Consider the following 24,570-nt stretch of genomic DNA (forward strand, 5'->3'; position numbering starts at 1 on the left):
TCCCTGGATTCATCTTCATGCCTGACTAATGCTGAATCTCCGGAACTATGCCAAACGCCTTAAGTTCTCTAAGCGTTCTTGCAATCGGAAGCCCTACCACACTGTAATAATCGCCATGAATACGTTTCACAAAGGCGGCACCGAAACCCTGTATGCCATAACCTCCCGCTTTGTCAAAAGACTCTCCTGTATCGAGATACGTCTCAATTTCTTCATCTGTTAACTCCCAGAAGGTAACCTCAGTTGCTTCATGAAATTCAACTTTCTTGTCATGTGAAAGAATGGACACACCTGAATAAACAATGTGGGTACGACCAGAAAGCGCTCTAAGCATCTGCCTCGCATGCTCTCGGCTCTCTGGCTTTCCAAGTACATTGTGATCAAGTGTTACGACCGTATCAGCCCCAATGACAACACCCTCTGATATGTCAGAAAGTACATCGTTTGCTTTACCAAAGGCAAGCTGTTTCACAAGTTCAGAAGGAGAAACAGATAAAGAGAGATGTTCTTCAAAGCCGCTTACGATAATGTCAAAATGGAGGTTCATTTGCTCTAGAAGTTCTTTTCTTCGCGGAGATCCAGAGGCTAACACGAGGCGCTTCATAATACCACCCTTTTTTTGTAAATGATTCACAAGTGGGAAAAGGGCTTGATAACAGCTTATCAAATCCCTTTTCTTTCCACAATTTATTTTTCTGACGTTCCTTTACATTTTTCGTCATGTTTTGTTCATGTATGTGCATACAGAATAAATTTGTAACGATAATCTGAAATTTCCTATTTCTATTCGTTTCAGCACTATTGTTAAGGAGGGTAGACCCTCCTTCCTTATCCTACCGTTAAATGATTCGATCCGCAAATATCTGACTATTTCATACTTTCCACTAGGTCCTGATAAGATGACATACCATCTAATAGATGCTGCTGCGCAATCCAAAGCGAAGGGACTTTTTCCTCAGAAGAATATGATTGAATTTCTTTCATGGCTCCGTTTAAATCTTCTGCGAATTTTTGTCCATCATTTTTCTCCCACTCACTCATCTTTGTTCCCTTATCGTTCCAACTCTCAATGGTTTCGGCTGTTTTTTCAATTTCTTTGTCTGTAACCTTTTTATCGGAAAGTGCAGCTAAATCAAGTGTGGTAAGTTCCTCAAGAAGATCTCTTCCTTCCTGAACATGCTGAGCCACTTCAGGATCTGCTTGAGCTCCTTTACCATCAATTGTCCAAACCTTTTTATAAACATCCTGCCCCTTACTTTCAAAGTAACTTCCAAGCGCATCCTGTCCTTCAACAGTAGAAGAAACGCCAATCAGTAAATAGTACTTTTCACCTTTAAATATAGTAGCAGGAAAGCCTTGCTCTTTAAACTTCAGTTGAAATTCCTTTGCTGCATCTTCTGTTTCGTAAGCTCCAGACTGAACAACATGAAGATCAAGCGATAAATCAGCACCTTTCGTTGAAGCTGGTATTGATTTCTGTTCAGTGTTAGCTGGTAATGTCGCATTGTTTCCTGAGAAAACCATCAACAAGCTCAGTCCAAATAGAAGACCAATGACAATAGCAAACACTGCAGAAGCTACCACCTTTTTCTGAATCGTTATCACCGGTTTGCCAGTCAGCGAAGGAGATTTTTTCTTCTTTCTTCCTACAGGAAGCTTCGAACGTTTCGTAGTAGGTTCAAATAATGGACGAGGTCTCTTTTGAATATGACGCTTACGAATCTCTACTATTTTCTTAGCGTCACGCCGTTCGGGTAAAATCCACTCAAATTCTTTTTCTTCTGCCGCAGCACTTTCTTCTTTATGTGTTTCGGAAGGTTTATTCACGTCCTCCCCATTTAAACGAATTGAAATTGTTCGTTTCTCCCTGTCCATAACCATCCTCCTTGATACCGGCTTGTACTATAGTCTATGAAATGGGGGGAAATGCTAGAACAGAAACTACTAGATTTGAGGCTTTCTTCTACTAACAGCTAATCACAAAAAAGAAGCCTCTTTAATAGAAGCTTCTCTCATACACTAATAGAAGAAACTACTCTTTCGCTTCTTCGTCTGTTACCGTCTCATAAAGAGGATTCTCTTTATCCGCAGGTTCAGGGTAGTCAATACTAGGTGTTTGTTCTGCAAGATCGGTTAAGGAAGGAATGTAGAAGGTTGACACATCAGCGGTGTACAATAATTCTTTTGTCTCTTCACCTTCATCTAACGAAACAGCTTCAGGCTTTCCTGTAAAAGATAAACCACTAACCATCGCCATTCGTGGTAAACCTTCAATGGACTTTAGAAATGTTCTAAGAGACGGATAGTTATCTGAAGCCATCGCCATGCTTACGTTTACGGATTGGATGCCTTCAGGAAGTCCTGCCACTGCTTCGCCTATTTCGTTTGGTGGCGCTTCAGGAGCATCTTCGCTAGTTTCCTCAGTCGCCACATCAGGGGGATTCTCTTGTCCATCCTCGCTTGTTTCTTCTGAGGTACTTTCTTCTGCATACTGCTCAGGATTAAGAACCTCGTCTACAAAATCGAGCTGTTGAATCTTACTTCTTGATACGAGTTCAGCCTGGTTTAGATCAAGGATAAACTGATCAACTAGTGGCTTTACTGGGACCATACGCTGTAGCGCATTCGTATCAAAAGATTCAGCCTGCTTATTATTCTCTTTTTCTTCGAGTACTCGAATGACATCCTCGTTCTGACTAACCTGAGCCTCTAGTCTTTCAACTTCTTGCTTTTGAGGAAGTACGGAGAACATATAGAAAAGCACAAGACCTAGGATCGGAAGAAGCAGACCAACTGCCGTTAGTAAGTTTCTAGTACGATTATCCATCAGAGCCCTCCTCTACAACCTCATTCTCATCTATTCTTAAATTTGCTTTATTAATTACAATTTCATATTCCGTTACATACCGAGGAAGAATGCGACCATCTTCTTCTGCTTCTTCCGTTAAATCAGCGGCTGTTACAGTAAGAACACTCGCAGATCGAACATTTTCTGAGGAATTAAGTTCACTTAAATATTGAGAGACTTCTTTCATCTGATCAAATTGTACCGTTAATGTTACTGTCTCGCTTCCATCAAAATCGTAGTTCATAAAGTAACCACGTTCCGGAAGTCGCGCTACAAGATCATCTAATAGTTTAACAGTCGAAAACTCGACACCATCAAGCCAGTCAACATACTCTTGTAACGTTTGGCCGGAAGATGCAGCCTCAACATCGTTTGACTGGAGTGCGTTCATGAGCTCGGATGTTTTTTCTAGCCGATCTGTTAATGTCACTTGTTCGGATTTTAATTGGTGTGAGCTAAAGAACATCCAGAGAAAAACCACTAGTATAACCGCACCTGCTGAAATAGGAATGAGGATAAACGAAAAAGATCGCTTCGGCTTATTTGGAAGAAGGTTAATATCAATTAACATTTCTCCACCCCTTTAATGAAAGACCATAAGCCCCGTAGTAAGGAAGTGGAAGTAAATTCCCTTCCTCATCTTTAATTGCATTCGTCTCCGCATGTTGAACAGCTACTTCCACAGTGGATTCAAGGCGTTTCTTTAATAAAGGAAGCTCAGGAAAGTCCCCTGATAAGAAAACACGTTGAATTGTTTGCCCGCTTTTATTCATCGAATAGTGATAGAAACTAATTACTCTCTCAATTTCCGTAACACTATCATCAACCATTTCAATCATTTCTTCGCGATCACCGATCCACTTCATTGTACTCGACGATCTAGTTGTTTGAACGACATCCCAGTTGGATTGAGGTGCATCCATCATTACCTGGCGAATAAATGCAGGCTTGTGCTGATAGAAAACACTTACATTAATGGCCCGTATGCCACAATGAATGAGAAGCGTGGGCTTCTGTGAGTCAATCTGATCAGTATGATAATAAAGTCTATAGAGCGATAGCGCTGTAACATCAGCAGCTTCAGGATGAAGGGAAACGGATTCAAGTAATGAAGATAGATCGTTAACAATTTCTTCAGGAGCTGCAAAAAGAAGAATTTCTTTATGCTCGCTCTTTTGTCCAATTAATTCATAATCGAACACAGGGTCTTTAAAAGGAAGCATAATGCTCGTCCCAATCTCAAGGTAAAGGTAACCTTTAATATCATCATCAGCCACAGTAAGAGGGATTTTCTCGTTTCTTAGGACAAGATAGGTATCAGGAACTTGAAAAACAACTCTTTTTCCTTTAATTCCCCATTCTTCTACACACTCTTCTAAAATGACTGAAAGGGTATCTCGTTCGATTACTTTGCCATCACGGATAATCCCTTCAGGAAGAAACCGTTCACGGTAAGAACGAATTTCCATTGTCGAATGAGAGAGCTCGACCATTCTGATCACATGATCATGCAAAATCATACTAATCTGTTTTGATTGTGGCTTAAAACGAAAAAAACCCATCATCCATTCCCTCCATCATGACAGAAAACTAAAATACCAGTCTAAGATTGGTTCAGCGTAAAAATAAGTGATAATTGCACCTAGCGCGATTGATGGACCAAACGGAATGTGCTGCTTTCGTTTCGCTTTTCCACTGAGTAAAGCAGTAATACCAATAATCGATCCGCAAAGTGTTGAGAAGAAGAAAACAAGCAGTATTTCTTGAAACCCAAATATAATACCCAGCACCGCAAACAGCTTAATATCCCCGCCCCCCATACCACCTTTACTAATAACAGCAATGAGGAGAAGTAGTAAGAAGCCAGCAGCCGCTCCGATTAAGGGGCTGTACCAAGGATTCATTGGAACAATCATTCTTGCTACGATAAAGTAAGCTGTGAAAAACAATAGAATTTTATCCGGAATCAACATATATGAAATATCAGATACAAATACAATAATAAGAAGGGAAATCAACCCATATGAGATTAGCAATTCTTTTGACCATCCTACCAAAAACGGTGTTATCGTAAAAAGACATGCGGTCACAAACTCAACAGCTGCATAGATTGGCGATATTCGCGATGAACAACCTTTGCATTTCCCACGCTGGAGCAAATAAGAGAAAACCGGAATGAGTTCTAACGGTGAAAGTTCCCGCTTACAAGTTGGGCAGGATGAGCGAGGGGTCACTATCGATCGTTTGATCGGTACCCGAAGTCCTACAACATTATAAAAAGACCCAAGTGCAAGCCCAACTAGAAATAAATAACTATGTAATATGACCCCCATATGTTTCATCCTTCTTCGAAATAGTTTAGTAGATTAAGTGAATCGGTATGTAGTTAGGAAGAAAACCCTCCGGGGAGGGTTTTCTAATGTGTTTACTTGCTTAAAAACCCTGTAATTTCACTTTCTTTTACTTCAGTAGTATCTGTATAAGTTGATACAATTACAGGAGCACTATTATGTCCTTTCAATTCATAACCATCAGCTTTTGACCAAGTTACCGTCCAGGAATTGTCTTTAAGGTTTCCATCTTCAATGAAATTTTCTAGATCATTTCCGTTTGTTGTATCAGAACTCCATCCATTTTTTGGATAACCTTCTGATGCATGAGCAAGTTTAGCACCACTGATTATATTTGCAGCCTCAGAGACTTTAGCTTTATCTCTAGTATTATCGATTAAGTTTCCTACAGCCGGAATTGCTATAGCAGCAATAATCCCTAGAATTACAATAACAACAAGCAATTCAATCAACGTTAAACCTTTCTCATTCTTCAAATAACGCTTGAACATGTGTTTTCCCCCTTGATTTCTTTTTTTCTTCTAAGTATGACTAACAATGATGTCTATGAAACTTCTTTACTACCCCACGTTGTTGTAGATTTCAAACATTGGCACAATGATGGAAAGAACAATGACGCCTACAATGCTTGCTAGAAACACGATCATAAGCGGTTCGATCATTGCTTTTAATCGATCCGTTGCGTTTTCGACTTCATCTTCATAAAAGTCGGCTACTTTGGCGAGCATCGCATCTAATGAACCCGTTTCCTCTCCAATCGAAATCATCTGCGTAACTAAAGGCGGGAAGATCCAGTGCTTTTTCATCGGCTCTGTTAAACGCTTCCCCTGTTCAAGAGAGGTTCTTGATTCACGCAGAACTCTAACCACCACCTCGTTTCCTACAACTTTTTCCACAATCGCTAGAGACTGTAGAATGGGGACCGAGCTCGAAAAAAGGGAACTTAGCGTTCTCGTCATTCGCGCGAGAGTCGCTTTTTGTAAAATTTTCCCGAATATCGGTAATTTCAGTATAGCATAATCAAAATAATACTTACTATAAGATTTTTGTCTAATAATAGAAATAAATCCTACAATTAGCACTATTACCAGTATGATCAACCACCAGTAGACTTGCACAATGTTACTTGCACCCATTACAAACTGCGTAATGGCTGGTAAATCTCCACCTAGATCTTCAAGCATGTCCGCAAAAGTTGGTACGACAGAAGCTAGTAAGAAAATCACTACACCAATTGCAACGATACCGACTATCACTGGATAAGTCATGGCTGAAATTACTTTCTGTTTTGTTTTATGCTGCTTCTCAAAATACTCACCAAGTCGTTCGAGAGCTTCATCCATGCCGCCGCTTACTTCGCCAGCATATACCATGTTCGTAAACATTGGTGGAAACACTTTTGGATGTTTGGCTGCAGCCTCGGATAACGGATTACCTGTTCGAAGCTCTTCTTCAATCGTTTTCAATGCTCGTCCAAGCGCTTTGCTTTCTGTTTGCTCTGACAAAATAGCTGTTGCGTCAACAATCGATATACCTGCTCGAAGCAGCGTTGCGAACTGTCTAAGATAAACAACAAAGTCACGTAGTTTAACAGGGTTACCTATTGAAATATCCTTCGCCAATAAGGAAGCGTCAACTTCTTGAATTTCCATTACAGCAATTCCTTTTTCACGAAGCTCCAGAATAACTTCCCGCTTCGACTCTCCCGTCAAGCTACCCTTTTTCATTCTGCCTTTTGCTGTCTTACCAACATACTGGAACTGACTCATTTATTACTCCCCCTGTAAATACGGCTCAGCAGCTTCTTTTAAAATAGCACTCTCACTTAGTAATTGTTTAATAGAGCTTTCAAGTGCAACCATACCAAGTGCTCTGCTCGTCTGAAGTACGTTAGGTATTTGATACACTTTCCCGTCACGAATTAAATTCGCTACTGCAGAATTGTTTACTAATACTTCAAACGCAGGCTTTCTTGATTTCCGGTCTGGCGTTGGGAATAAACGCTGAGATAAAATCCCAACAAGAACGGATGCGAGCTGCACACGAATTTGCGACTGCTGACTAGGGGGAAATACGTCGATAATTCGATCGATTGTCGCCGATGCGTTACTCGTATGAAGCGTCCCTAGTACAAGATGTCCCGTTTCTGCAGCAGTGACAGCTGTTTGAATTGTTTCAAGATCGCGAAGCTCTCCGACGAGAATAACGTCGGGATCCTGCCTTAGTGCTGCACGCAGACCATGACCGAAGTTTTTAGCATCTGCTCCAATTTCACGCTGATCAATGACACAGCTACGATGTTTGTGCAAATACTCAATCGGGTCTTCAAGCGTAATAATATGCTTTTGAACGGTGTGATTTAAGTAGTTAATCGTTGAAGCAAGCGTTGTTGATTTACCAGATCCAGTTGGCCCAGTAACAAGGATTAGCCCCTGCGGTTTCATTGCTAGCTTTCTCATAATTGGCGGGATATGCAAGTCTTCCATCGAAGGAATGTGCGTTGGCACAATTCTAATCGCAAGACTAATACATGAGCGCTGATAATAAGCATTCATTCTAAACCTTGAAACTCCCGGTAAACTGTAGGAAAAGTCAAGATCACCTTTCTCAACAAACATGGCCCACATTTCATTGGGTATAACTATTTTTGCCATTTGCTCTGTAACTTCAGGAGTCAATGGTTCATTCCCGTAACGCTTAAGATCACCGTTTACTCTGACAATTGGTGGTACACCAACTGTCAGGTGCAAATCAGAGGCCCCAAGCTGAAAAGCTGCTTTTAAAAGCTTTTCCATTTGCTCTTTCATGTTCTCACCTACTCATTAAAAGCGACTCGAAGAACTTCTTCTGTCGTTGTTTGACCGTGTTTTACTTTAAGTAATCCGTCATCAATTAGAAAGATCGTTCCCTTTTTAATGGCGTATTGACGAAGCGCTGTCATCGGTTCATTATTCATGATTTTCTTTCGAATAGCGTCATCCATCACGAGCACTTCCTGAAGGGCAATTCTTCCTTTATACCCTGTCATGTTGCAGTTACCGCATCCTTTGCCACGATTAACCTCCGCAATAGAAATGCCACGCTTCTTGAAAATCTCTTTTTCGCGTTCAGTTGCTTGCTCTACCTCTCCGCAGTCTCGACAAACGCGACGAACAAGGCGCTGTGACACGATGCCAGCAAGGGAAGCTGCGACTAGAAAAGGTTCTACACCCATGTCTATTAATCTCGCAATCGTTGCTATTGAATCATTCGTATGAAGCGTGCTAAGAACAAGGTGACCAGTTAACGAAGCGCGGACCGCAATTTCTGCCGTTTCTGTATCACGTATCTCTCCCACCATTACAATATCCGGATCTTGTCTTAAGATGGAACGAAGACCCTTCGCAAATGTAAGTCCAACGTTACTATTCACCTGCACCTGGTTAATGCCCTCTAAGCGATACTCGACCGGATCTTCTACAGTAATCACATTTGTTTCTTCATCATTCAAATGATTTAATGTGGCATAAAGCGTTGAAGATTTACCTGATCCTGTTGGACCCGTTATTAAAATAATGCCATTCGGCTGCTCAATCATTTTACGAAATCTACGATCATTAATGGGATGGAGATCAAGCTTATTCAATTGATTTAGCGTACTACTCATATCGAGTACACGAAGAACCATTTTTTCACCATACACAGTTGGCAGTGTTGATACTCGAAGATCGACAGGCTTCAAATTAAGATTCATCTTAATTCTTCCGTCTTGAGGAACACGGCTTTCCGTAATATTAAGATTAGCCATAATTTTCACTCGAGCTGTGAGCACCTTTTGCATGTGCTTTGGTAGACTCCGCTCTGTCCTTAAGTGACCATCTACCCTATACCGAACCTGAAGTTTAGTTTCTTGAGGATCGAAATGAATATCGCTAGCCCGATTTTGAACTGCAAACTGAATAATCTGGTTTACTAACCTAACAACTGGCGACTCTTCATCTGTTATTTGCTCTTCTTCAAGATCGTTTCGCTCACTTTTTATATCACTTAGTAACTCGTCCATTGAATCATCAATTTCATAGTACTTACTAATGGCTCTCGCAATATCGTCTTTCGTTGCGATTGTTCGTTCAATCAAAAAACCCGTGGAAAGACGAAGATCGTCAATTGCAAAGAAATCCATTGGGTCTGACATGGCGACATAAAGTCGATCATTCTCAATTTTGAGTGGAATGAGATGATATTTATTCACAATATCCTTCGGTACAAGATCAATCACATGGTTTTCAACCGGGTAATTATACAAACTAACATGTGGAATGCCGAGCTGGAATTCGAGTACTTCGATAAGCTGTTGTTCTGTAATGATTCCCTGCTGAATTAAAGCATCACCAAGCTTAAGATCATTCGGTTTCTGAGACAAAGCATCATCAAGCTGCTCTTTTGTTATCGCATGAGATTCAATAAGGAGGTCTCCAAGTCGTTTCTTTGTTTGTCTCATTACTCACCCTCCTTTTGATACTCTAAGCCCTTAATAACTTCATCGTTCCCCTCTCCAGTTTGCTCTTCGTTATCTTCATTTTCGCTACCACTTGTAGCGTCATCATTTTGAGAATTACCATCAGTGCTGCCGTTTTCATTCGTCTGACTCTCTTCTGTTCCTTCGCTGTCTGCTTCTATCACTGGGTTACCATCTTCATCTGTCGTTACACCTTTGCTAGGAGGCTCAGGATATGCTTTCTTTTCAATACGATGAAGCGGGGAATAAAAATCCTCAAATAGCTTTTCCTTATTGATTACGCGTTTGTCCTGATCGAACGTCTCGCGAAATGTAGTGATAAGGTAGCCTTCTTTACCTTCCTGGATAACCGCTTTTTCATTTCCACTTAACGCTTCTGAATACTGAATAATTGTGTCAGGATCAATTATTTCTTTGATCACCTTTGGTTTATAAGTTAGCGGAAATGCGGGACCAAATAACGTCACTACGATAGAATCCTTTTCCCATTTAAATTCAATAGTGTATGATGACTGATTGGGGTTATAGAAACTGAAATCCTGATTGGTCATATTAATGACAGCGTTCAACCCAGGTTCACCATAGACTGGTAAATCAAGCGTTGTATGCCTCTCTCTTAATTCAAAATTAGTATGAAGAAGTACTTCTAGAATCGCAGATGGGAACAGGTTCAAACTATCTGTCTGCTTTTCCGTAACATTTGCTTCTCTGAACAAGTCTTGAAGCGAAAACGTTTGTTCAGGCTCGATTGTTACATTTTTAATCGTATCTACTACTTTTGGAACAAGAATAAGATCTGACGTGCCTATCACCTTACTCTCTGCTAGCTCCTCGATACGATCACTTGTCGCGTAATAATTTGCTAAATCAATCGGTATCTCATCCGTCTCAAGAGTAGATGCATAGCCCGATAATACTTCAGAAAGAAGTGGTAAACTAAATAACTCAGGCTTCATTCCCAACTCCGCAATAAGTTCAGTGAGCATCTCTGTGTTCAACGTAACTAGCAGCGGCACTTCTTCAGTATTTGAAATAGCCATAGTGTCGATAGTTTCACTTACTTGAAAATCCCATAACTCACCCGGTAACTTGATGTTCTCTGAATCATGCTGCAATGACAAAAGTTGAGATGTTTTCCATGTTGCTATTTCGTTTTCAATCTTCTCCTTTGCTTCAGCTGGCTGCAACCCAGAAACAGATACACTCCCTACTATTGAATTTTCAGGAAGTGTATCTTCACCAAAAACCTTTTGATAGGATGAAGTTCCGAAAATCGAAAAACTAGAAATGAAAATAGTTGAAATCACGATAAGTCCAGCCGTTTTAATCAACCCTCTGCGAGCAACTTCGCTCATCTTGATGAACACCTCTATTCTGAGACATGCATTGAAAGTTCAACCACGACGCCTACGCCAGTATTTTGCGCTTTCTCAATTTCTTTTCGACTTAGAATACTACCTTCTGCAAATAGTAGATTGCCGTCAGGTGCATAAATATCTTTCAGTAGCTTTTTACCTTCTAGAATTTCTACCTGTTTTTCTCTAAAATCAGAGCTCTCACCTGATTCACTAGCCTCAGCGTATTTTGAAAGTTGCTCGGACTCAATTACTCTTGCTTCTTCCATGTTTTTGTCTGGCTCTGTCTTCATTGGAGCTTCGGATAGCTGTTGCTCTTGATTTGAAAGGAAGGCCTCTGGCTGTGAAACAATATGATCAAATGCATCGATTGAAACAATCAGAAGATCTTTTCCTAACGTAATAACGTGCTCAATCGATAGGAAGTGTTCTGCATCAGCATTTTTAAACTGAAGGCCAAGAATACGACCAGTATTGTCATCTAGGAAGAATTCATTTACTTCTCCGTGAAACTGTCCTCCCCTATCAATGATCTTCGTACCAATAATGCTAATTTTCTTTTTAACTAGTTCATTTGCAATCGGAATTTCTGATAGATCGAAAATGGCTTTCTCTTCTTCAATCATCACTGCATACTCACCTACACCAATTACTTTACGGAACGGTACCGCTTTAACGCTAACATCCCAATCCGGGTGATCTACGGTTAGAAAATCGATTGATTTATCTGCTGAATTAATGACAAGTGATTTCACATGCCCAATTTCTGTACCGCTTTGAATGCTGATAATCGGAAGTCCTACTACTTGATTGCTTTTTTTCATCTGTCATCACACACCTATTTCATCATTTTGTTATTTAACATTGACTGAAGGAAACGAATCTCTTCAAGTATTAGTGGGTACTTGCATCGATCTTCCATCTCAGAAAGTAACGTCTCAACTTTTGCCCACTGACCAGTTTCAATTAAATGGCTTCTGTATTCGGCAGCAATTGAGAAGTACATCACATCATCAAGATTGCTTGCGAGAAGTTGGTCGACCATTTTTTCATAATCTAATACGTAACCAATTTCTTTATAATTCCGAGCTTGTTCATGTAACAAAGAAAGCATTTGAGTGGCAACCTTTTCAGAAGACTGATCCACAGCCACTTCTTCGGTTTTGGTTTCAACAGGAAATTCTGTCTCGTTTCCTACTTGCTCAATTTCATTGGTAGTTCCTAACATTTCATTTAATTCATCTTCAAGAATAAGAGACACATCTTCTTCTGGCTTAAGAGTATCTTCTCTTTCATCTTGTTTTACTTCTCCACTCTTTTCTACTTCAAAGAGAATTGGTACGGCATCATTCAAATCCTCTATTTCATCAAGCCTATTCTCAAATTGACTCTCGTTCTGTTCCGAAGAAGAGTAATCCCCTTCTTGTTCAAGCAAAGAAGATGCAGTGCCAGCGGTTTCTGTTTCGCTTTTCTGCTGCAGTTGCTCTTGCTCTGCTTCACGAATGAAGTCATCAAAAAAGCTTTCTAACTCTTCTTCTTCTTGTTCATCGTTTTCTTCATATACGGTTCCCATACGAGCAGAAAAGTCGATTTCCTCAATTTCTTCTAGCTCAATCAGCTCTTTTGACGATTCCTCATCATCATTTTGGTCGGCTGTGTATAGATTTAAATGTTCGTCTAAATCAAATTCTTCTGCCATATCCACTTCTTCAAGTACCGGTTTAGTATCTGCCGCTTCAAGTTCCTCATGATCTTCTATTTCTTCTAGCTTAAGTAGTAGTTCATGATTCATTTCATCATCAACAAATTTTTCTTCTTCTTGCATAGCGTCTTCGATTTCCTCAGTTTCTCTTTTACTACTATTATCGTCATGCTCTTCTCTTTCTTTAATCACTTTGTTTCTAAACGATTCTTTTTTCTCTGAAACTGGCTCATTTTCGATATGCATCGCTAAACCCATCTCATCATCTACGTTAACAAACAAGAAATTCGCTTTCTTCCAGATAACATACATAAAGATTGATGCACAAAGCAAAACTAGTATTATAGCAAGTGGTAGAGGATATATGACCTTAAAAACTAAAAGCAATAAACTTAATGTTGAAGCCATTCCCGCCACCCACGTTTTTTGAACGATTGATAGCCCCATTGGAACAAGAGTTAGGATAAGTAAAAGCAAACCTCCACCAATTAAAGCCAATACATATTGCACTAGCTTTACACCTCCTCAATAAAAAAGTTGTCAAAATCTCACAATAAAAAGAATTTTATGTAGTTTATTGTATAATAGTATTAAGAAATTGGAAACAACACTATTTTTTAACAATGTTTGTTTTTTTGCATATTGGGGGTGAAGAGCAGTGCTGCGAACTGAAAGAGGGTTCACACTTATAGAAATTCTTGTTTCACTTACACTACTAACTTCAATCGTTTTAACCGCTTCCTACTTTTTCGTACAATCAAATACAGTATCTTCTTATAATAACCAAAAGCTTGTAGCGGTTAACCTAGCGCGCTCTACACTAGAACGGGTTCAACTAAATCCTGATCTTTATGTGACAAATGGAATCCAAGGAAGTCCATATACTTTTCAGTCGTGCCAAAGTAGTGGTAGTTCATCATGTCAGAACTTTCAGATTTTAATTAACAACCATCAATATTTCATAGATGTTGCACTCTCTCAGGATAATAACGAAAAAGATTTGAACATAGTTGATGTTCAAGTTGATGTATCTTTATCTAACACAAGAAAGTCTATTAAAAGTACAGTTGAGGGGTATATCGCAAATGAATCTATACTGCCGTAATAACCGTGGTGTTACTCTACCAGAAGTTCTCATTACACTCGTTCTTCTATCAATTGTGTCTATCGCCATTTATTCATTTCTCTTTAATGGACTTCATTCCTATGAAAAAGTTCAAGCTGAAACTGGCTTTCGGGATGACGCTGATATTATCATGACGTCTTTTATCAATACGCTTTATCCAGTGAAAGAATCAGAAATAACGTCTCGAACATTTCAGCCTTCTACAAATACTTATCTCCTAACCATTAATAACACCGAAACGATTGGCTTTCAAAATGGGCAAGCAGTACTGAACGGACGAATTTTAAATGACAAATCGTATAATCTATCAGGCTCAAAAATCACTGAAACGTCCAAGGGAAATTTCGAGATTACAATTGCAATCTCTGACTCGAAAGTTAGTTATGCAAAATCGTTAACGCTAAAAAGTCAGATAGGGCTCATAACGGGGGATGCAAATGGACCTTAATAAATTTCGCAATGAACAGGGATCAAGTCTTGTTCTTGTATTACTCGTAACCCTCATTTTTACTGTTCTAGGACTCTCTCTTTTGAGTGCTACAGTAAATGGAACGAAGCGAACTGAACTTCGTGAAGATGATGTACAAGCAACGTACATCGCTGAAAAAGGGGTAGATGAAATTGTTCAGTCGATTCAAACGGATTTAATCAATGGGATTGGTTCATCAGGGCTTACAATTGATAATTACAAGTCTTTCGTTGATCAAACCATTAACTCTCATAAATCGATTACATCCCTTAGCCATCAAACAGGAGTGTCGGTAGCAAAGGTAATCAATTCATATCAGTCAACAAATGAATTAAAAAGAGTCATTGAGGTAGAAAGTACAGGAACGGTGAATAGCGAGTCAAAAACCATTAACAAAAAACTAGAAATTGGTCCAAACGTCATTCCTGATGTCCTCAAGTATGCAGTTGGAGCATACGATACGTGTCAAAAAAAGAAAAACAATGGTAGCTGCGATACTAAAGGAGAAGGTAACCTTTTCTTACACGGAGGAGTTGCCATACAAGGGGATTTAAAAGTAGATGGTGATCTCATTACAACAAATCAGGGGTATGTGCGCTATGGAAATCACGATTATTGGATAGACACGTATTTACCTACTATTAAAAGTATTACCGACCCTTCCTCCAAAGCTAGAATCGTTCTCGGTGGAAGAGTAATTAATTTTACGAATGAGCCCCCTTATAAAAGTCATATCGACCAATTCAATTTTACTGCCAATCATTACAACGATGTGAAACCAGAGCAAGCTTTTGAAGGCAATGATTATCCAATCATTGAGAAAAGAGATTCTCTTGGTGACCCTGTTGTCATTAGCGATAATGAGAGTGTATATAAGTATACTCTTAACGATACATCGATTAAAGGTGAGCCAATTGCTAAAAAATCCCTTTCAGCAAGTAATGATAAACCACTAGAAACAATCATAACTGATGCAAATTTTTCAAACGAGAACGTTTATCCTTATTACCTAGACCGCTATACTAAAGGAAATAAGACATATGAAGATGTGCTGAATTTCGATAATACTTTCCTAAAAAAAACGAATTCATTCAAACGCTTTGGAACAGAGGGAAACTTATCTTTAACAGGAAATTCAAGCTCTTTCAGCACCACGTCTTCTAAGAATGGAATTTACGTCGGTAATGATCTTATTATCGGTAACCCTTCTAATACTACTAATAACACGAGCAGTTACGATAAACTCAAAGTTAGCGGTCCTTTTTACGTTGGAAACGACTTAACGATAAAAGGAGCGAATGTAGAATTCAACGCTTTAATGTATGTGAAAGGCGATGTGACTATTGAGTATTCTGTTCTTAAAGGGCTGAGTGAAAACGGAAAAACCGGGTCTCTAATAGTGTTTGCAGAAGGGGATATTCAAATTAGTAACAATTCGCTGTATGAAGATACACCAAGTTACATTCGAGGTTATTTTTATTCAAAAGGTGAACTGGAGTTGTTTGGCGTCGATTCTAATTTTAAGATAGACGGAGGAATATCTGCTCGTAAAATCGTTCTTAATGCCGTTAAAGGGAAAGTTAAATCTTCTAATCCTGGCAGCAATCAATATCAAAAATATAATTCTACCTATTTTCAGCTACCTATCTATCAAAAAAACGAGCCTTCTCGCCTACAGATCACATACAACCCTTATATCGTTAACACATACTTAGAATTGAAGCCTCAGGAATCAATTATTAAAGTCATCTCAGACCCAGTCCCACTCAATCGTACGAAAAAGTAGATCTTCTTCCACTATTAAAAACCCGCTCTTCACCTTTGGTGAAGAGCGGGTTTTCGTCATCCGACATAACTCGCAACACGGTTTCTCCCCTGCTGCTTTGCTCCGGTATACATCGCACGGTCCGCATTTCGAATCAGCGTCTGAGTATCTTCACCTTGATCAGGTGCAGTCGCTACTCCAATACTAGCAGTGATGTAGATCACCTGTCGATTCCCATTTTCAAGATCATTGAAGATCTCAAATGGGCGATCTGCAATCGCACAGCGCAAATCTTCTGCTACTTGTAGACTCTGTTCATGTGAATGGTTTTCAAGTAAAAGAATAAATTCTTCTCCACCAAACCTGGCAACTGTACCTCGATCACCAATCTCTTCAACCAGTCGATTCGCAAGGCCAATCAATACTTCATTTCCACTGTGGTGTCCGAACGTGTCATTCACTTTCTTAAAGTGATCCAAGTCAAGAAGGATAATCGAAAATGGATCTGGACGTTCATCGAAACGCTTGTATTTCTCATCTAACAATTCACCGAAGAAACGAAAGTTGTATAAACTTGTTAACGGACATCGTTCACTTCGCCTTTTCGTCTCTTCGTAGTTCTTTGCATTTTCAATTGCTACTGCAAGATAGTTTGCTAGAATCTGCAGCACAAGAATGTGATGTTTTTCATAAGAGCGTACTTTATTCGTAGCAAGTGTAATGATGCCAACAACATTCTTGTTCCGTTTCATTGGCACCGAGATGACAGAGTTAGTAGATTTCGGCAGAACACCTTTAGTAAGGTTTCTCCACTGAGAGCGCCGAGTGTATAATCTACTTCTACCGCTTCTCCATACCCTCGAACTAATGCCCTCTTCGAAAGCAAAGTCATTTTCTTTCGGACAAGCAATCACGCCGCGCCCCTGTTTAAAGCTTTTAATAACGGTTAGTTTTTTGACGTGTTCAGCATCCATAATATACGCATCATCAACAACAAACATATCCGTTACTTCGTTTAAGAATAAATTGAGAATTTCGTCTGTATCAAGCGATTGAGTGATTTGCTGACCAATTTCGCTCGTTTTTTGCAGCAGGTCATTAACTTTTCGGCTTGAATAATATAGTCTAAGCATTAATGAAGCAAGAATAAAGGGAACGCCAACAAAGAAGATGGCGATTGTTCCAAGGTATGTATGTAACATATAAAGAAGAAAACCAACAGGCAACGTAACCCCAGTTGAGATAGCTTCCCACAGCATATCCTTACCGAAGAACTTCGTGTTCTTCTCTTTATATATGTAAATTCTTAAGAAGTGAAGTAAGATTTGATTTACAAATATAAGCGAAAAGACATACACCATCGATGGTAAGAGTTGCGTAACCGCATTTCCTGAAAATTCGCCGGTGGAACCCCCCATAAGATAGAATAGTCCTCCTGAGGTAAGTGAAACGAGCAAGAACATCAGCATATTCACAGGATATCGATGGTTATCGTGCTTTGTTACACGAAGATTTAATAGAAAAACCAAAATGGCTAACTGGGTCAGTATGGTTTCGACAAATAAACCATACCTCAGAAATACTGCAAGAGAAATCCCCTGTATAAAGAAAAGATCTGTTCCCTTAACATTAATCGGCATCATTGCAACAACTGCAAGTAGTGCAAACAGCGCAAGAACATCAGGAAGATTATCAGTTAAATCAGGGGGAAAGAAATAGAACGTTGCAAAAATGAGTGGTGGCCAGAACAATAGCCAGATAATCCAGACATAGCGATTCATTATTGCAGTCAATTGCTTCCCCCTCCATCTTCCATTTAGAAGAATAATTTTCCATATCCATTATGGTTAAGTTTTATTTTAGCAAAAATTAGCGTAAAAGTCCTAGTTTTTTGTTTTTTATTCTAATTTTTTAGATAATTCCGTATTTCTGACACGAAATATAGGGACCCAGTAATGATTATTAGGTCGTCTTTCTTCGATCGATCAAAAACTGATTGAATCGCATCATGCCAATTCTCATAGTACGATTTCTCTTCAAACGTCGACCGATCATATAATGACTGTGCCTTCACCGCACGTGGAAAATCAAATGTTGTGAACGTAAGGGATTCGACAATAGGATAAAGCGGTTGAAGCATTGACTCAATGTCTTTATCTCCTAGAGCACTGAATACGACATGAATTTGTTTATCGCTATAATGCTTCTGAAGGGTTTTGGCAAGACTTTCAACACCTTCTGGATTATGAGCACCGTCTACTATTATTAAAGGATCCTCTTGTACCTTTTCAAATCTCCCCGGCCAGCTGGCTCTCTTAAGGCCACGTTGAATCATTTCGGTATCAAAATGAAGTCCGTAAAATACGCGTAGAAACTCAAGTGCCATAAGTGCAGCCGCTGCATTTTTTACTTGATGCTCACCCTTCATCTCAATAACCAAATCCTCTAATGTTCTAAATGGAGAAGTAAACTGAAAATGCTCCCCTTCGTCTTCACTCGTTAGATGCTTCACATCAAATTCATCCGTTAAGCGATAGATTTTCGTGTTCTTCATTTTTGTAGTTTCAGTAAGAAGTGTTAACACTTCTTCTTTTTCTGCAGTCGTGATGAGAGGAACACCCGATTTAATAATGCCTGCTTTTTCATAAGCGATTTGTTTAATGTCACTTCCGAGAATATGAGTATGATCATATCCCACATTAGTAATAACAGAAACGAGCGGGTGGATGACGTTCGTTGAATCTAATCGTCCACCAAGGCCAACTTCCATTATAACAAGATCTGGGTAGGCTACTGTACCGAAATATAATAGAGCAATGACTGTGATGACTTCAAATTCAGTTGGTGAGCCAAGTGGTGATGCTGCAGCTATATCAACAATCGGTTTTACACGATTACAAAGATCAATCAGGTCTTTCTCGCTAATGGGCTTTCCATTAATCGCGATTCGTTCCGTAAATGTCTCTATATAAGGCGAAGTAAATGTACCAACCTCATAACCTGCTTCCTCTAGAACCGTGCGCATATAAGTTACGGTTGATCCTTTTCCGTTCGTCCCTCCAACATGTACGGTTTTTAAACGACGTTCGGGATTTTCGAGTTGATCAAGCATCCACTCCATTCGTTCTAAACCAGGCTTAATACCGTGATTAAGTAAGTCATGAATCCAATCGACAGCCTCATCATATGAATGAAACATCTTCTCCACTCCTATTCTTAAAAGAAGACGAACCTCTATGATAGAGATTCGTCATTTACTTATTTTTGTAATTCTTTTATACGAGCTTCTACGTTACTTCTTCTTTCAAGATAATCCTTTTCTTTCGCTCGTTCTTCTTCAACTACTTTTTCAGGAGCTTTGCTAATAAACCTTTCATTCGCAAGTTTCTTCTGAACACGATCAACTTCAGAATCTAACTTCTTCAATTCACCGTGGAGGCGTTCGATTTCTTCGTCGATGTTAATTAAACCTTCAAGTGGTAAGAATAGTTCTGCTCCAGATACAACAGCCGTCATTGATTTCTCCGGAGCCTGAAGATCAGCAGAAATCGTTAATGTTTCAGGATTACAGAAACGTTCAATATATTGACTGTTTTGTTCTAATTGCTTCTGAGCTTCCTCTGATTTCGGCTTAATTCGAAGCTCAATTGGCTTACTTGGTGCTACATTCATTTCAGCTCGAATGTTACGAACAGAACGAATGATTTCAGTAAGAAGAGCCATGTCTGCTGCAGCTTCAGGGAAATCAAGCTCTTCTTGCTTCACAGGCCAGTTTGCAACTGTAATGGATTCACCCTCATGCGGAAGGTGCTGCCAGATTTCTTCTGTAAGGTATGGCATAAACGGATGAAGGAGACGCATCGTTTGATCAAGTACATAAGCTAGAACAGAACGAGTTGTTTTCTTCGCAGCTTCATCTTCTCCGTAAAGCGGTAGCTTTGCCATCTCAATATACCAATCACATAAATCATCCCAGATAAAGTTATAAAGGTAACGACCAACTTCACCAAATTCATAATTATTAATTAGACGTGTCACTTGCTCGACCGTATTGTTCAATCGCGTTAGAATCCACTTATCTGCTGTTGATTTCTCACCAGTTAAATCTAGCTCATCGTACGTCATTCCGTCCATATTCATAAGGGCAAAACGGGATGCGTTCCAAATTTTATTAGCGAAGTTCCAAGTCGATTCAACCTTCTCCCAATAGAAACGAAGATCTTGACCAGGTGATGAACCTGTTGATAGGAAGAAGCGAAGTGAGTCTGCACCGTACTTTTCAATAACATCCATCGGATCAACACCGTTACCGAGTGATTTACTCATCTTACGACCTTCAGAATCACGAACGAGGCCATGAATGAGAACGTCATTGAATGGACGTTGTTCTGTAAACTCGATTCCCTGGAAGATCATACGAGCTACCCAGAAATAAATAATATCGTAACCTGTTACGAGTACATTAGTCGGGTAGAAACGGTTGAAATCAGCTGCCTCTTCGTCTGGCCATCCCATTGTAGAGAAAGGCCATAGAGCTGAACTGAACCACGTATCAAGAACGTCTTCATCCTGCTCCCAATTTTCGATATCTGAAGGCTCTTCAAGACCAACATAAATTTCACCAGTTTCTTTATGGTGCCAAGCTGGAATACGATGCCCCCACCAGAGCTGTCGTGAAATACACCAATCACGAATGTTCTCAATCCAATTCAAGTACGTTTTCTCGAAACGATCAGGAACAAAATTAACCTTATCTTCGGACTTTTGAAGTTCTATTGCTTGTTCTGCTAGCGGCCCCATTTTAACGAACCACTGTGTTGAGAGATATGGCTCTACAACTGCACCGCTTCGCTCAGAATGTCCAACTGAATGAATATGCTCTTCAATTTTGAACAGAGTTCCCGCTTCTTGCAAATCTTTCACAAGTTGCTTACGGCATTCAAAGCGGTCCATACCTTGATACTTATCTGCATTCTCATTCATTGATCCATCTTCATTCATAACGAGAATACGCTCAAGGTTATGACGATTACCAATTTCAAAGTCATTTGGGTCATGAGCCGGTGTGATTTTAACAGCACCCGAACCGAATTCTCGATCAACGTAATCATCTGCAACGATCTCAATTTCGCGACCTACAATTGGCAAGATTGCTTTCTTTCCGATCAGATGCTTGTATCGCTCATCTTTAGGATGAACCGCAATTCCTGAATCGCCAAGCATTGTTTCAGGACGAGTAGTTGCGATCTCAATGGATCCTGAACCATCTGCAAGAGGATAGCGCATATGATAGAAATGACCTGTTACTTCCTGGTGAATAACTTCGATATCTGAGAGAGCCGTTTTCGTTTGAGGATCCCAGTTTATAATGTACTCACCGCGGTAAATAAGTCCTTTTTCGTATAGCTTAACAAATACCTCACGAACCGCGCTTGAAAGACCATCATCAAGTGTAAAGCGTTCTCTTGAGTAATCTAGGGACAAACCAAGCTTCGCCCACTGGCTACGAATAAAATCTGCGTACTCTTCTTTCCACTCCCACGATTTCTCAAGGAATTTCTCGCGACCAAGATCATAACGAGATGTACCTTCCTCGCGAAGTTTTCCTTCTACTTTCGCCTGGGTCGCAATGCCAGCGTGGTCCATTCCTGGAAGCCATAATACATCGTACCCTTGCATACGCTTCACACGTGAGAGAATATCCTGAAGCGTTGTATCCCACGCATGACCAAGGTGAAGCTTACCCGTTACGTTAGGTGGGGGAATAACTATTGTATAAGGGTCCTTTTTCTTATCTCCTGTTGCTTCAAAAAACTTCCCATCTACCCAATATGGGTACCATTTCTGCTCAGTTGCCTTCGGATCGTATTTCGTCGGCATTGTTAATTCTTTATTCGCCATAGCCTATCTCCCTTTCCATTCAATAAGTCTCAGACATTAAACCCAGATTCCCGTCAACCATGTTAGGTTAACCACCTAAAGACAACAAAAAAACTTCTTCCATCCTTAGGAAAAGGACGAAAGAAGTTTTTTCGCGGTACCACCTTTATTTACAGCTAAATAAGCCTTTAGCTGTACGCTTCATTCGAATAACGGGTTTACCGGTCTCTCCTACTCCATGTTCAGAGAAACAGCTCAAGGGCGACTTCGAATGCTCTAATCCTGAGAAATCTTTCAGCAGATGATTTCTCTCTCTGAAGGGGTCACATTCTACTACTCCCTATCTTTGCCTGTCGACTATTTGTATATCAAGTTTACCTTTTTGATTCAATACCGTCAAGATACTTAAAGCCCTTTTTCTTATCATAGCCAGCCTTCACATAACCTAATCACCCAATTTCATATTGAACATACGCTATGAGTATCGATAGTCAATAGTCCAACACGAAGGGGAATTTGAATGAAGAAACGTTTTGGCGGAATAAATCGCTATCAGCTGCCTCCTGCTGTTTATAAGTTTAGAGATATATGTGCACAGTTCGTACCACCGTTCATTATCTTTCAGACCATACGAACAATTCTATTTCCAACTTCAGTTGACGTACTAATCCTCATGATTCTTGTAGCATTAGAAGTGTGCTTTTACTTCGAGTGGATTTAAAGCGATTGAAGTACATTGCTTATGCCATTCATCACTTCTATTTTTTTCGTTAATAGTCGGACGTGCTTTATATGAGACCATTCCTGCCGATTCTCTTTAAACAATGTAACACTATTAAAGATTGTCTCAGGAAAGTATAAATAACTTGCAAGCAGCTCTTTTTCTTCGTCATATAAAGCAAATTGATCTTCATATCGAGCGAGATGTGCGGTGGTTGTTGCTGGGTTGTATTGAAATGGCTTGATGGATGAGCGGACAAAATAAGCGAGATCTCTAATCGGAGTATCCATAACCGAACGTTCAAAATTAAGAAAGTACCCGCTTCCCCCCACCGTAACAAAATGAGAAGGGGAGCATTTTCCATGACACAGAACGCTTCGGTAGCGTTTCGCCTCTATGACCTGTTCATGCCAGTCGTCTAGTCTTTTTTTGGCTAAATCACAGTACTTCATTAGCTGATGAAAATGAGTCACAAAAGATAATTCGAATGGAGAAAGGTAAATCCGTTTCTCAATCTGACTAATATACTTCTCCATCTCAAACTGACGACTTTCCCTTAGAAAAATCATTTTCTGATAAGATTGTTTAATAACTTCTTCTGAAAACGCCTGTTCCTTCGCAGTATATCCATGTAATTCAGCTAGACTATGAACCATTTGTTCTTCTTTCTGAGCAGGATTTCCTGTATTCTCTTCAACCCATGGGGTTAAATAAGCTACCCTGTCCTGAATTAACACGAAGGAATCCCCGTATTTCGTTCTAATTAATGGAACATACCCCTGGAATTGAAGTTGTTTAAACCGCTCTTCAAGATAGAGCATAAAATCCATCTGTTCCTTACTAAGCTTCGTTTCCTTTAATGCAAATGTACCTCTTTCAGTTTCTATTCTCGTTACTTTTCCATGTTTCACAACCTGATTTGGGTACAAATCATATTGAAATAACAGCGCCGGGTCACTCATTTTATGGAAACCCTCCTGTCTGAAATGGAGAGCTGTAGTGTAGAAATGATGTTCTTAGTTGCTTCCCACTCTTCTTCAAACTGTTTAATCTTTTGATCAGAATGACTCGATTGTTGTAAAGCCAGAATACAAGATCGCCACTCCCATGGTTCGATAACACTTTGAATGATGTAGGCTTGCATCTCATCATCAACACCATTTAATAGTGCTCCCCAGCTTTTCGTAAAACTCTCTACGGTCATCGATTTGAACCATAAGTGTATTTCGTTAACAATCCATTTGTAAGCTGGTAATGGTGGCGCATCAGATGCTTCAAAGAAAAGCTGTCCCATAACTCTCTTTAAACGATACCCTCCGTATGGTGCAGGAGGGAGTATACTTGGTTTATCTAATAATAGTCTTTTCTTAACTTCTGGAATTAGATTAACTAGCAGTGTATAACTTTTTGGATACAATGGCTTTATCGTAGCGAGCGCCTTTAAAGTTTCTCTGTAAGGAAATTTAGAGGAATAAGCGTATTTAGGTGAATAGGTAATACCCTTAGCTGTCCCTACTAAAGCTGATAGCAAATAACCTTTCATTTCAGGATAGAGGTCTTCTGTATAAGACTCTTCAATTAAATCATGTACAGTAATGTAGAAATCTCCATACTGAATAAAGCCGTCCCCGTCTAGCGTGCGAATCATACGGTTGCATAGAAGGCCATATTGAGAAAAAAAGCGGTCACGGAAGTTGAGATGATACTCAAGCAAATCCCGCTCCCGCCAATATGACAACTTTTTTTTGCCAACATTCGTTAATACTGTTTTCGGTTCGTCTAACCAGCTGACATACTCGAACCCAAATTCCTTTTTCAAGTCTGCAACAACCATCTCCATTACCCCTTTACCCCC

The 24,570-nt window shown here is 39.7% G+C and carries 22 protein-coding genes and 1 other annotated feature; of the genes, 4 read left to right on the plus strand and 18 right to left on the minus strand.

From position 1 onward, the window contains the following. Window positions 1–25: 25 nt before the first annotated feature. The 13 genes from JI666_RS06905 to JI666_RS06965 form a co-directional block, all read right to left on the minus strand. Window positions 26–604 (minus strand): Maf family protein, encoded by a 579-nt coding sequence (locus tag JI666_RS06905; RefSeq protein WP_206890075.1) that lies wholly within the window; start codon window positions 602–604, stop codon window positions 26–28. A 263-nt stretch (window positions 605–867) separates the two neighbouring features. Beyond that, window positions 868–1,875 (minus strand): hypothetical protein, encoded by a 1,008-nt coding sequence (locus JI666_RS06910; protein ID WP_206890076.1) that lies wholly within the window; start codon window positions 1,873–1,875, stop codon window positions 868–870. 157 nt (window positions 1,876–2,032) lie between these two features. Beyond that, complete coding sequence (locus JI666_RS06915; RefSeq protein WP_206890078.1) at window positions 2,033–2,827, minus strand: hypothetical protein; 795 nt, start codon at window positions 2,825–2,827, stop codon at window positions 2,033–2,035. Next, window positions 2,820–3,419 (minus strand): PilN domain-containing protein, encoded by a 600-nt coding sequence (locus JI666_RS06920; RefSeq protein WP_206890080.1) that lies wholly within the window; start codon window positions 3,417–3,419, stop codon window positions 2,820–2,822. Before JI666_RS06920 ends, JI666_RS06915 begins: the two co-directional genes overlap by 8 nt. Further along, window positions 3,409–4,413: a type IV pilus biogenesis protein PilM gene (pilM, locus tag JI666_RS06925; protein ID WP_206890081.1), complete on the minus strand. Its 1,005-nt coding sequence runs from the start codon at window positions 4,411–4,413 to the stop codon at window positions 3,409–3,411. Before pilM ends, JI666_RS06920 begins: the two co-directional genes overlap by 11 nt. Window positions 4,414–4,425: 12 nt before the next feature. Further along, on the minus strand, window positions 4,426–5,181 hold the full coding sequence (locus tag JI666_RS06930; protein ID WP_206890082.1) for a prepilin peptidase: 756 nt from the start codon (window positions 5,179–5,181) through the stop codon (window positions 4,426–4,428). A gap of 92 nt (window positions 5,182–5,273) precedes the next feature. Then, complete coding sequence (locus tag JI666_RS06935) at window positions 5,274–5,690, minus strand: prepilin-type N-terminal cleavage/methylation domain-containing protein (RefSeq protein WP_206890083.1); 417 nt, start codon at window positions 5,688–5,690, stop codon at window positions 5,274–5,276. 69 nt (window positions 5,691–5,759) lie between these two features. After that, window positions 5,760–6,968, minus strand: a complete 1,209-nt coding sequence (locus JI666_RS06940) for a type II secretion system F family protein (RefSeq protein ID WP_206890084.1) — start codon at window positions 6,966–6,968, stop codon at window positions 5,760–5,762. A 3-nt stretch (window positions 6,969–6,971) separates the two neighbouring features. Beyond that, a complete protein-coding gene (locus JI666_RS06945) occupies window positions 6,972–8,006 on the minus strand; it encodes a type IV pilus twitching motility protein PilT (protein ID WP_206890085.1) in 1,035 nt (344 codons plus the stop codon). 8 nt (window positions 8,007–8,014) lie between these two features. Then, the gene (locus JI666_RS06950; RefSeq protein ID WP_206890086.1) at window positions 8,015–9,679 is read right to left on the minus strand and encodes a GspE/PulE family protein; all 1,665 of its coding nucleotides are present in this window, start codon (window positions 9,677–9,679) and stop codon (window positions 8,015–8,017) included. Beyond that, complete coding sequence (locus JI666_RS06955; protein WP_206890087.1) at window positions 9,679–11,052, minus strand: VanW family protein; 1,374 nt, start codon at window positions 11,050–11,052, stop codon at window positions 9,679–9,681. The genes JI666_RS06950 and JI666_RS06955 overlap by 1 nt, the downstream gene beginning before the upstream one ends. A gap of 14 nt (window positions 11,053–11,066) precedes the next feature. Next, window positions 11,067–11,876: a PRC-barrel domain-containing protein gene (locus tag JI666_RS06960; protein ID WP_206890089.1), complete on the minus strand. Its 810-nt coding sequence runs from the start codon at window positions 11,874–11,876 to the stop codon at window positions 11,067–11,069. A 14-nt stretch (window positions 11,877–11,890) separates the two neighbouring features. After that, window positions 11,891–13,264, minus strand: a complete 1,374-nt coding sequence (locus tag JI666_RS06965) for a hypothetical protein (protein ID WP_206890091.1) — start codon at window positions 13,262–13,264, stop codon at window positions 11,891–11,893. A gap of 148 nt (window positions 13,265–13,412) precedes the next feature. Here JI666_RS06965 and JI666_RS06970 point away from each other — a divergent pair, with 148 nt between their 5' ends. The 3 genes from JI666_RS06970 to JI666_RS06980 are packed head-to-tail and all read left to right on the plus strand — an operon-like array spanning window position 13,413 to window position 16,135. Then, on the plus strand, window positions 13,413–13,859 hold the full coding sequence (locus tag JI666_RS06970; RefSeq protein WP_206890094.1) for a type IV pilus modification PilV family protein: 447 nt from the start codon (window positions 13,413–13,415) through the stop codon (window positions 13,857–13,859). Beyond that, window positions 13,840–14,328, plus strand: a complete 489-nt coding sequence (locus JI666_RS06975) for a PulJ/GspJ family protein (protein WP_206890096.1) — start codon at window positions 13,840–13,842, stop codon at window positions 14,326–14,328. Before JI666_RS06970 ends, JI666_RS06975 begins: the two co-directional genes overlap by 20 nt. Then, a complete protein-coding gene (locus JI666_RS06980) occupies window positions 14,318–16,135 on the plus strand; it encodes a hypothetical protein (RefSeq protein WP_206890099.1) in 1,818 nt (605 codons plus the stop codon). Before JI666_RS06975 ends, JI666_RS06980 begins: the two co-directional genes overlap by 11 nt. Before the next feature lie 56 nt (window positions 16,136–16,191). Here JI666_RS06980 and JI666_RS06985 read toward each other — a convergent pair whose 3' ends face one another. From JI666_RS06985 to JI666_RS06995, 3 genes are all read right to left on the minus strand, one after another. Continuing rightward, window positions 16,192–17,907, minus strand: a complete 1,716-nt coding sequence (locus JI666_RS06985; RefSeq protein WP_206890101.1) for a sensor domain-containing diguanylate cyclase — start codon at window positions 17,905–17,907, stop codon at window positions 16,192–16,194. Window positions 17,908–18,017: 110 nt separating this feature from the next. After that, complete coding sequence (locus JI666_RS06990; RefSeq protein ID WP_206890104.1) at window positions 18,018–19,313, minus strand: bifunctional folylpolyglutamate synthase/dihydrofolate synthase; 1,296 nt, start codon at window positions 19,311–19,313, stop codon at window positions 18,018–18,020. Window positions 19,314–19,372: 59 nt separating this feature from the next. Continuing rightward, complete coding sequence (locus JI666_RS06995; protein WP_206890117.1) at window positions 19,373–22,015, minus strand: valine--tRNA ligase; 2,643 nt, start codon at window positions 22,013–22,015, stop codon at window positions 19,373–19,375. Between the two features lie 109 nt (window positions 22,016–22,124). Further along, window positions 22,125–22,350: a binding site (T-box leader), on the minus strand. Window positions 22,351–22,514: 164 nt separating this feature from the next. Here JI666_RS06995 and JI666_RS07000 point away from each other — a divergent pair. Next, on the plus strand, window positions 22,515–22,715 hold the full coding sequence (locus JI666_RS07000) for a YszA family small membrane protein (RefSeq protein WP_206890118.1): 201 nt from the start codon (window positions 22,515–22,517) through the stop codon (window positions 22,713–22,715). Here the strand turns inward: JI666_RS07000 and JI666_RS07005 are convergent. Beyond that, window positions 22,712–23,677, minus strand: coding sequence for a phosphotransferase (locus JI666_RS07005; RefSeq protein ID WP_206890120.1), 966 nt, complete (start codon window positions 23,675–23,677; stop codon window positions 22,712–22,714). The two genes, JI666_RS07000 and JI666_RS07005, sit on opposite strands and share 4 nt — an antisense overlap. After that, window positions 23,674–24,555 carry a hypothetical protein gene (locus JI666_RS07010; RefSeq protein WP_206890121.1) on the minus strand — a complete coding sequence of 294 codons (882 nt, stop codon included), beginning with the start codon at window positions 24,553–24,555 and terminating at the stop codon, window positions 23,674–23,676. The genes JI666_RS07005 and JI666_RS07010 overlap by 4 nt, the downstream gene beginning before the upstream one ends. Window positions 24,556–24,570 lie beyond the last annotated feature (15 nt).

Source organism: Bacillus sp. NTK071, from assembly GCF_017303315.1.
Lineage (GTDB): Bacteria > Bacillota > Bacilli > Bacillales > Guptibacillaceae > Guptibacillus.

What these genes read in the sequence shown, in the direction of transcription:
- JI666_RS06905 (WP_206890075.1), bottom strand. Translation starts at nt 604, where the DNA reads ATGAAGCGCCTCGTGTTAGCCTCTGGATCTCCGCGAAGAAAAGAACTT.
- JI666_RS06910 (WP_206890076.1), bottom strand. Translation starts at nt 1,875, where the DNA reads ATGGACAGGGAGAAACGAACAATTTCAATTCGTTTAAATGGGGAGGAC.
- JI666_RS06915 (WP_206890078.1), bottom strand. Translation starts at nt 2,827, where the DNA reads ATGGATAATCGTACTAGAAACTTACTAACGGCAGTTGGTCTGCTTCTT.
- JI666_RS06920 (WP_206890080.1), bottom strand. Translation starts at nt 3,419, where the DNA reads ATGTTAATTGATATTAACCTTCTTCCAAATAAGCCGAAGCGATCTTTT.
- pilM (WP_206890081.1), bottom strand. Translation starts at nt 4,413, where the DNA reads ATGATGGGTTTTTTTCGTTTTAAGCCACAATCAAAACAGATTAGTATG.
- JI666_RS06930 (WP_206890082.1), bottom strand. Translation starts at nt 5,181, where the DNA reads ATGGGGGTCATATTACATAGTTATTTATTTCTAGTTGGGCTTGCACTT.
- JI666_RS06935 (WP_206890083.1), bottom strand. Translation starts at nt 5,690, where the DNA reads ATGTTCAAGCGTTATTTGAAGAATGAGAAAGGTTTAACGTTGATTGAA.
- JI666_RS06940 (WP_206890084.1), bottom strand. Translation starts at nt 6,968, where the DNA reads ATGAGTCAGTTCCAGTATGTTGGTAAGACAGCAAAAGGCAGAATGAAA.
- JI666_RS06945 (WP_206890085.1), bottom strand. Translation starts at nt 8,006, where the DNA reads ATGAAAGAGCAAATGGAAAAGCTTTTAAAAGCAGCTTTTCAGCTTGGG.
- JI666_RS06950 (WP_206890086.1), bottom strand. Translation starts at nt 9,679, where the DNA reads ATGAGACAAACAAAGAAACGACTTGGAGACCTCCTTATTGAATCTCAT.
- JI666_RS06955 (WP_206890087.1), bottom strand. Translation starts at nt 11,052, where the DNA reads ATGAGCGAAGTTGCTCGCAGAGGGTTGATTAAAACGGCTGGACTTATC.
- JI666_RS06960 (WP_206890089.1), bottom strand. Translation starts at nt 11,876, where the DNA reads ATGAAAAAAAGCAATCAAGTAGTAGGACTTCCGATTATCAGCATTCAA.
- JI666_RS06975 (WP_206890096.1), top strand. Translation starts at nt 13,840, where the DNA reads ATGAATCTATACTGCCGTAATAACCGTGGTGTTACTCTACCAGAAGTT.
- JI666_RS06980 (WP_206890099.1), top strand. Translation starts at nt 14,318, where the DNA reads ATGGACCTTAATAAATTTCGCAATGAACAGGGATCAAGTCTTGTTCTT.
- JI666_RS06990 (WP_206890104.1), bottom strand. Translation starts at nt 19,313, where the DNA reads ATGTTTCATTCATATGATGAGGCTGTCGATTGGATTCATGACTTACTT.
- JI666_RS06995 (WP_206890117.1), bottom strand. Translation starts at nt 22,015, where the DNA reads ATGGCGAATAAAGAATTAACAATGCCGACGAAATACGATCCGAAGGCA.
- JI666_RS07000 (WP_206890118.1), top strand. Translation starts at nt 22,515, where the DNA reads ATGAAGAAACGTTTTGGCGGAATAAATCGCTATCAGCTGCCTCCTGCT.
- JI666_RS07005 (WP_206890120.1), bottom strand. Translation starts at nt 23,677, where the DNA reads ATGAGTGACCCGGCGCTGTTATTTCAATATGATTTGTACCCAAATCAG.
- JI666_RS07010 (WP_206890121.1), bottom strand. Translation starts at nt 24,555, where the DNA reads ATGGAGATGGTTGTTGCAGACTTGAAAAAGGAATTTGGGTTCGAGTAT.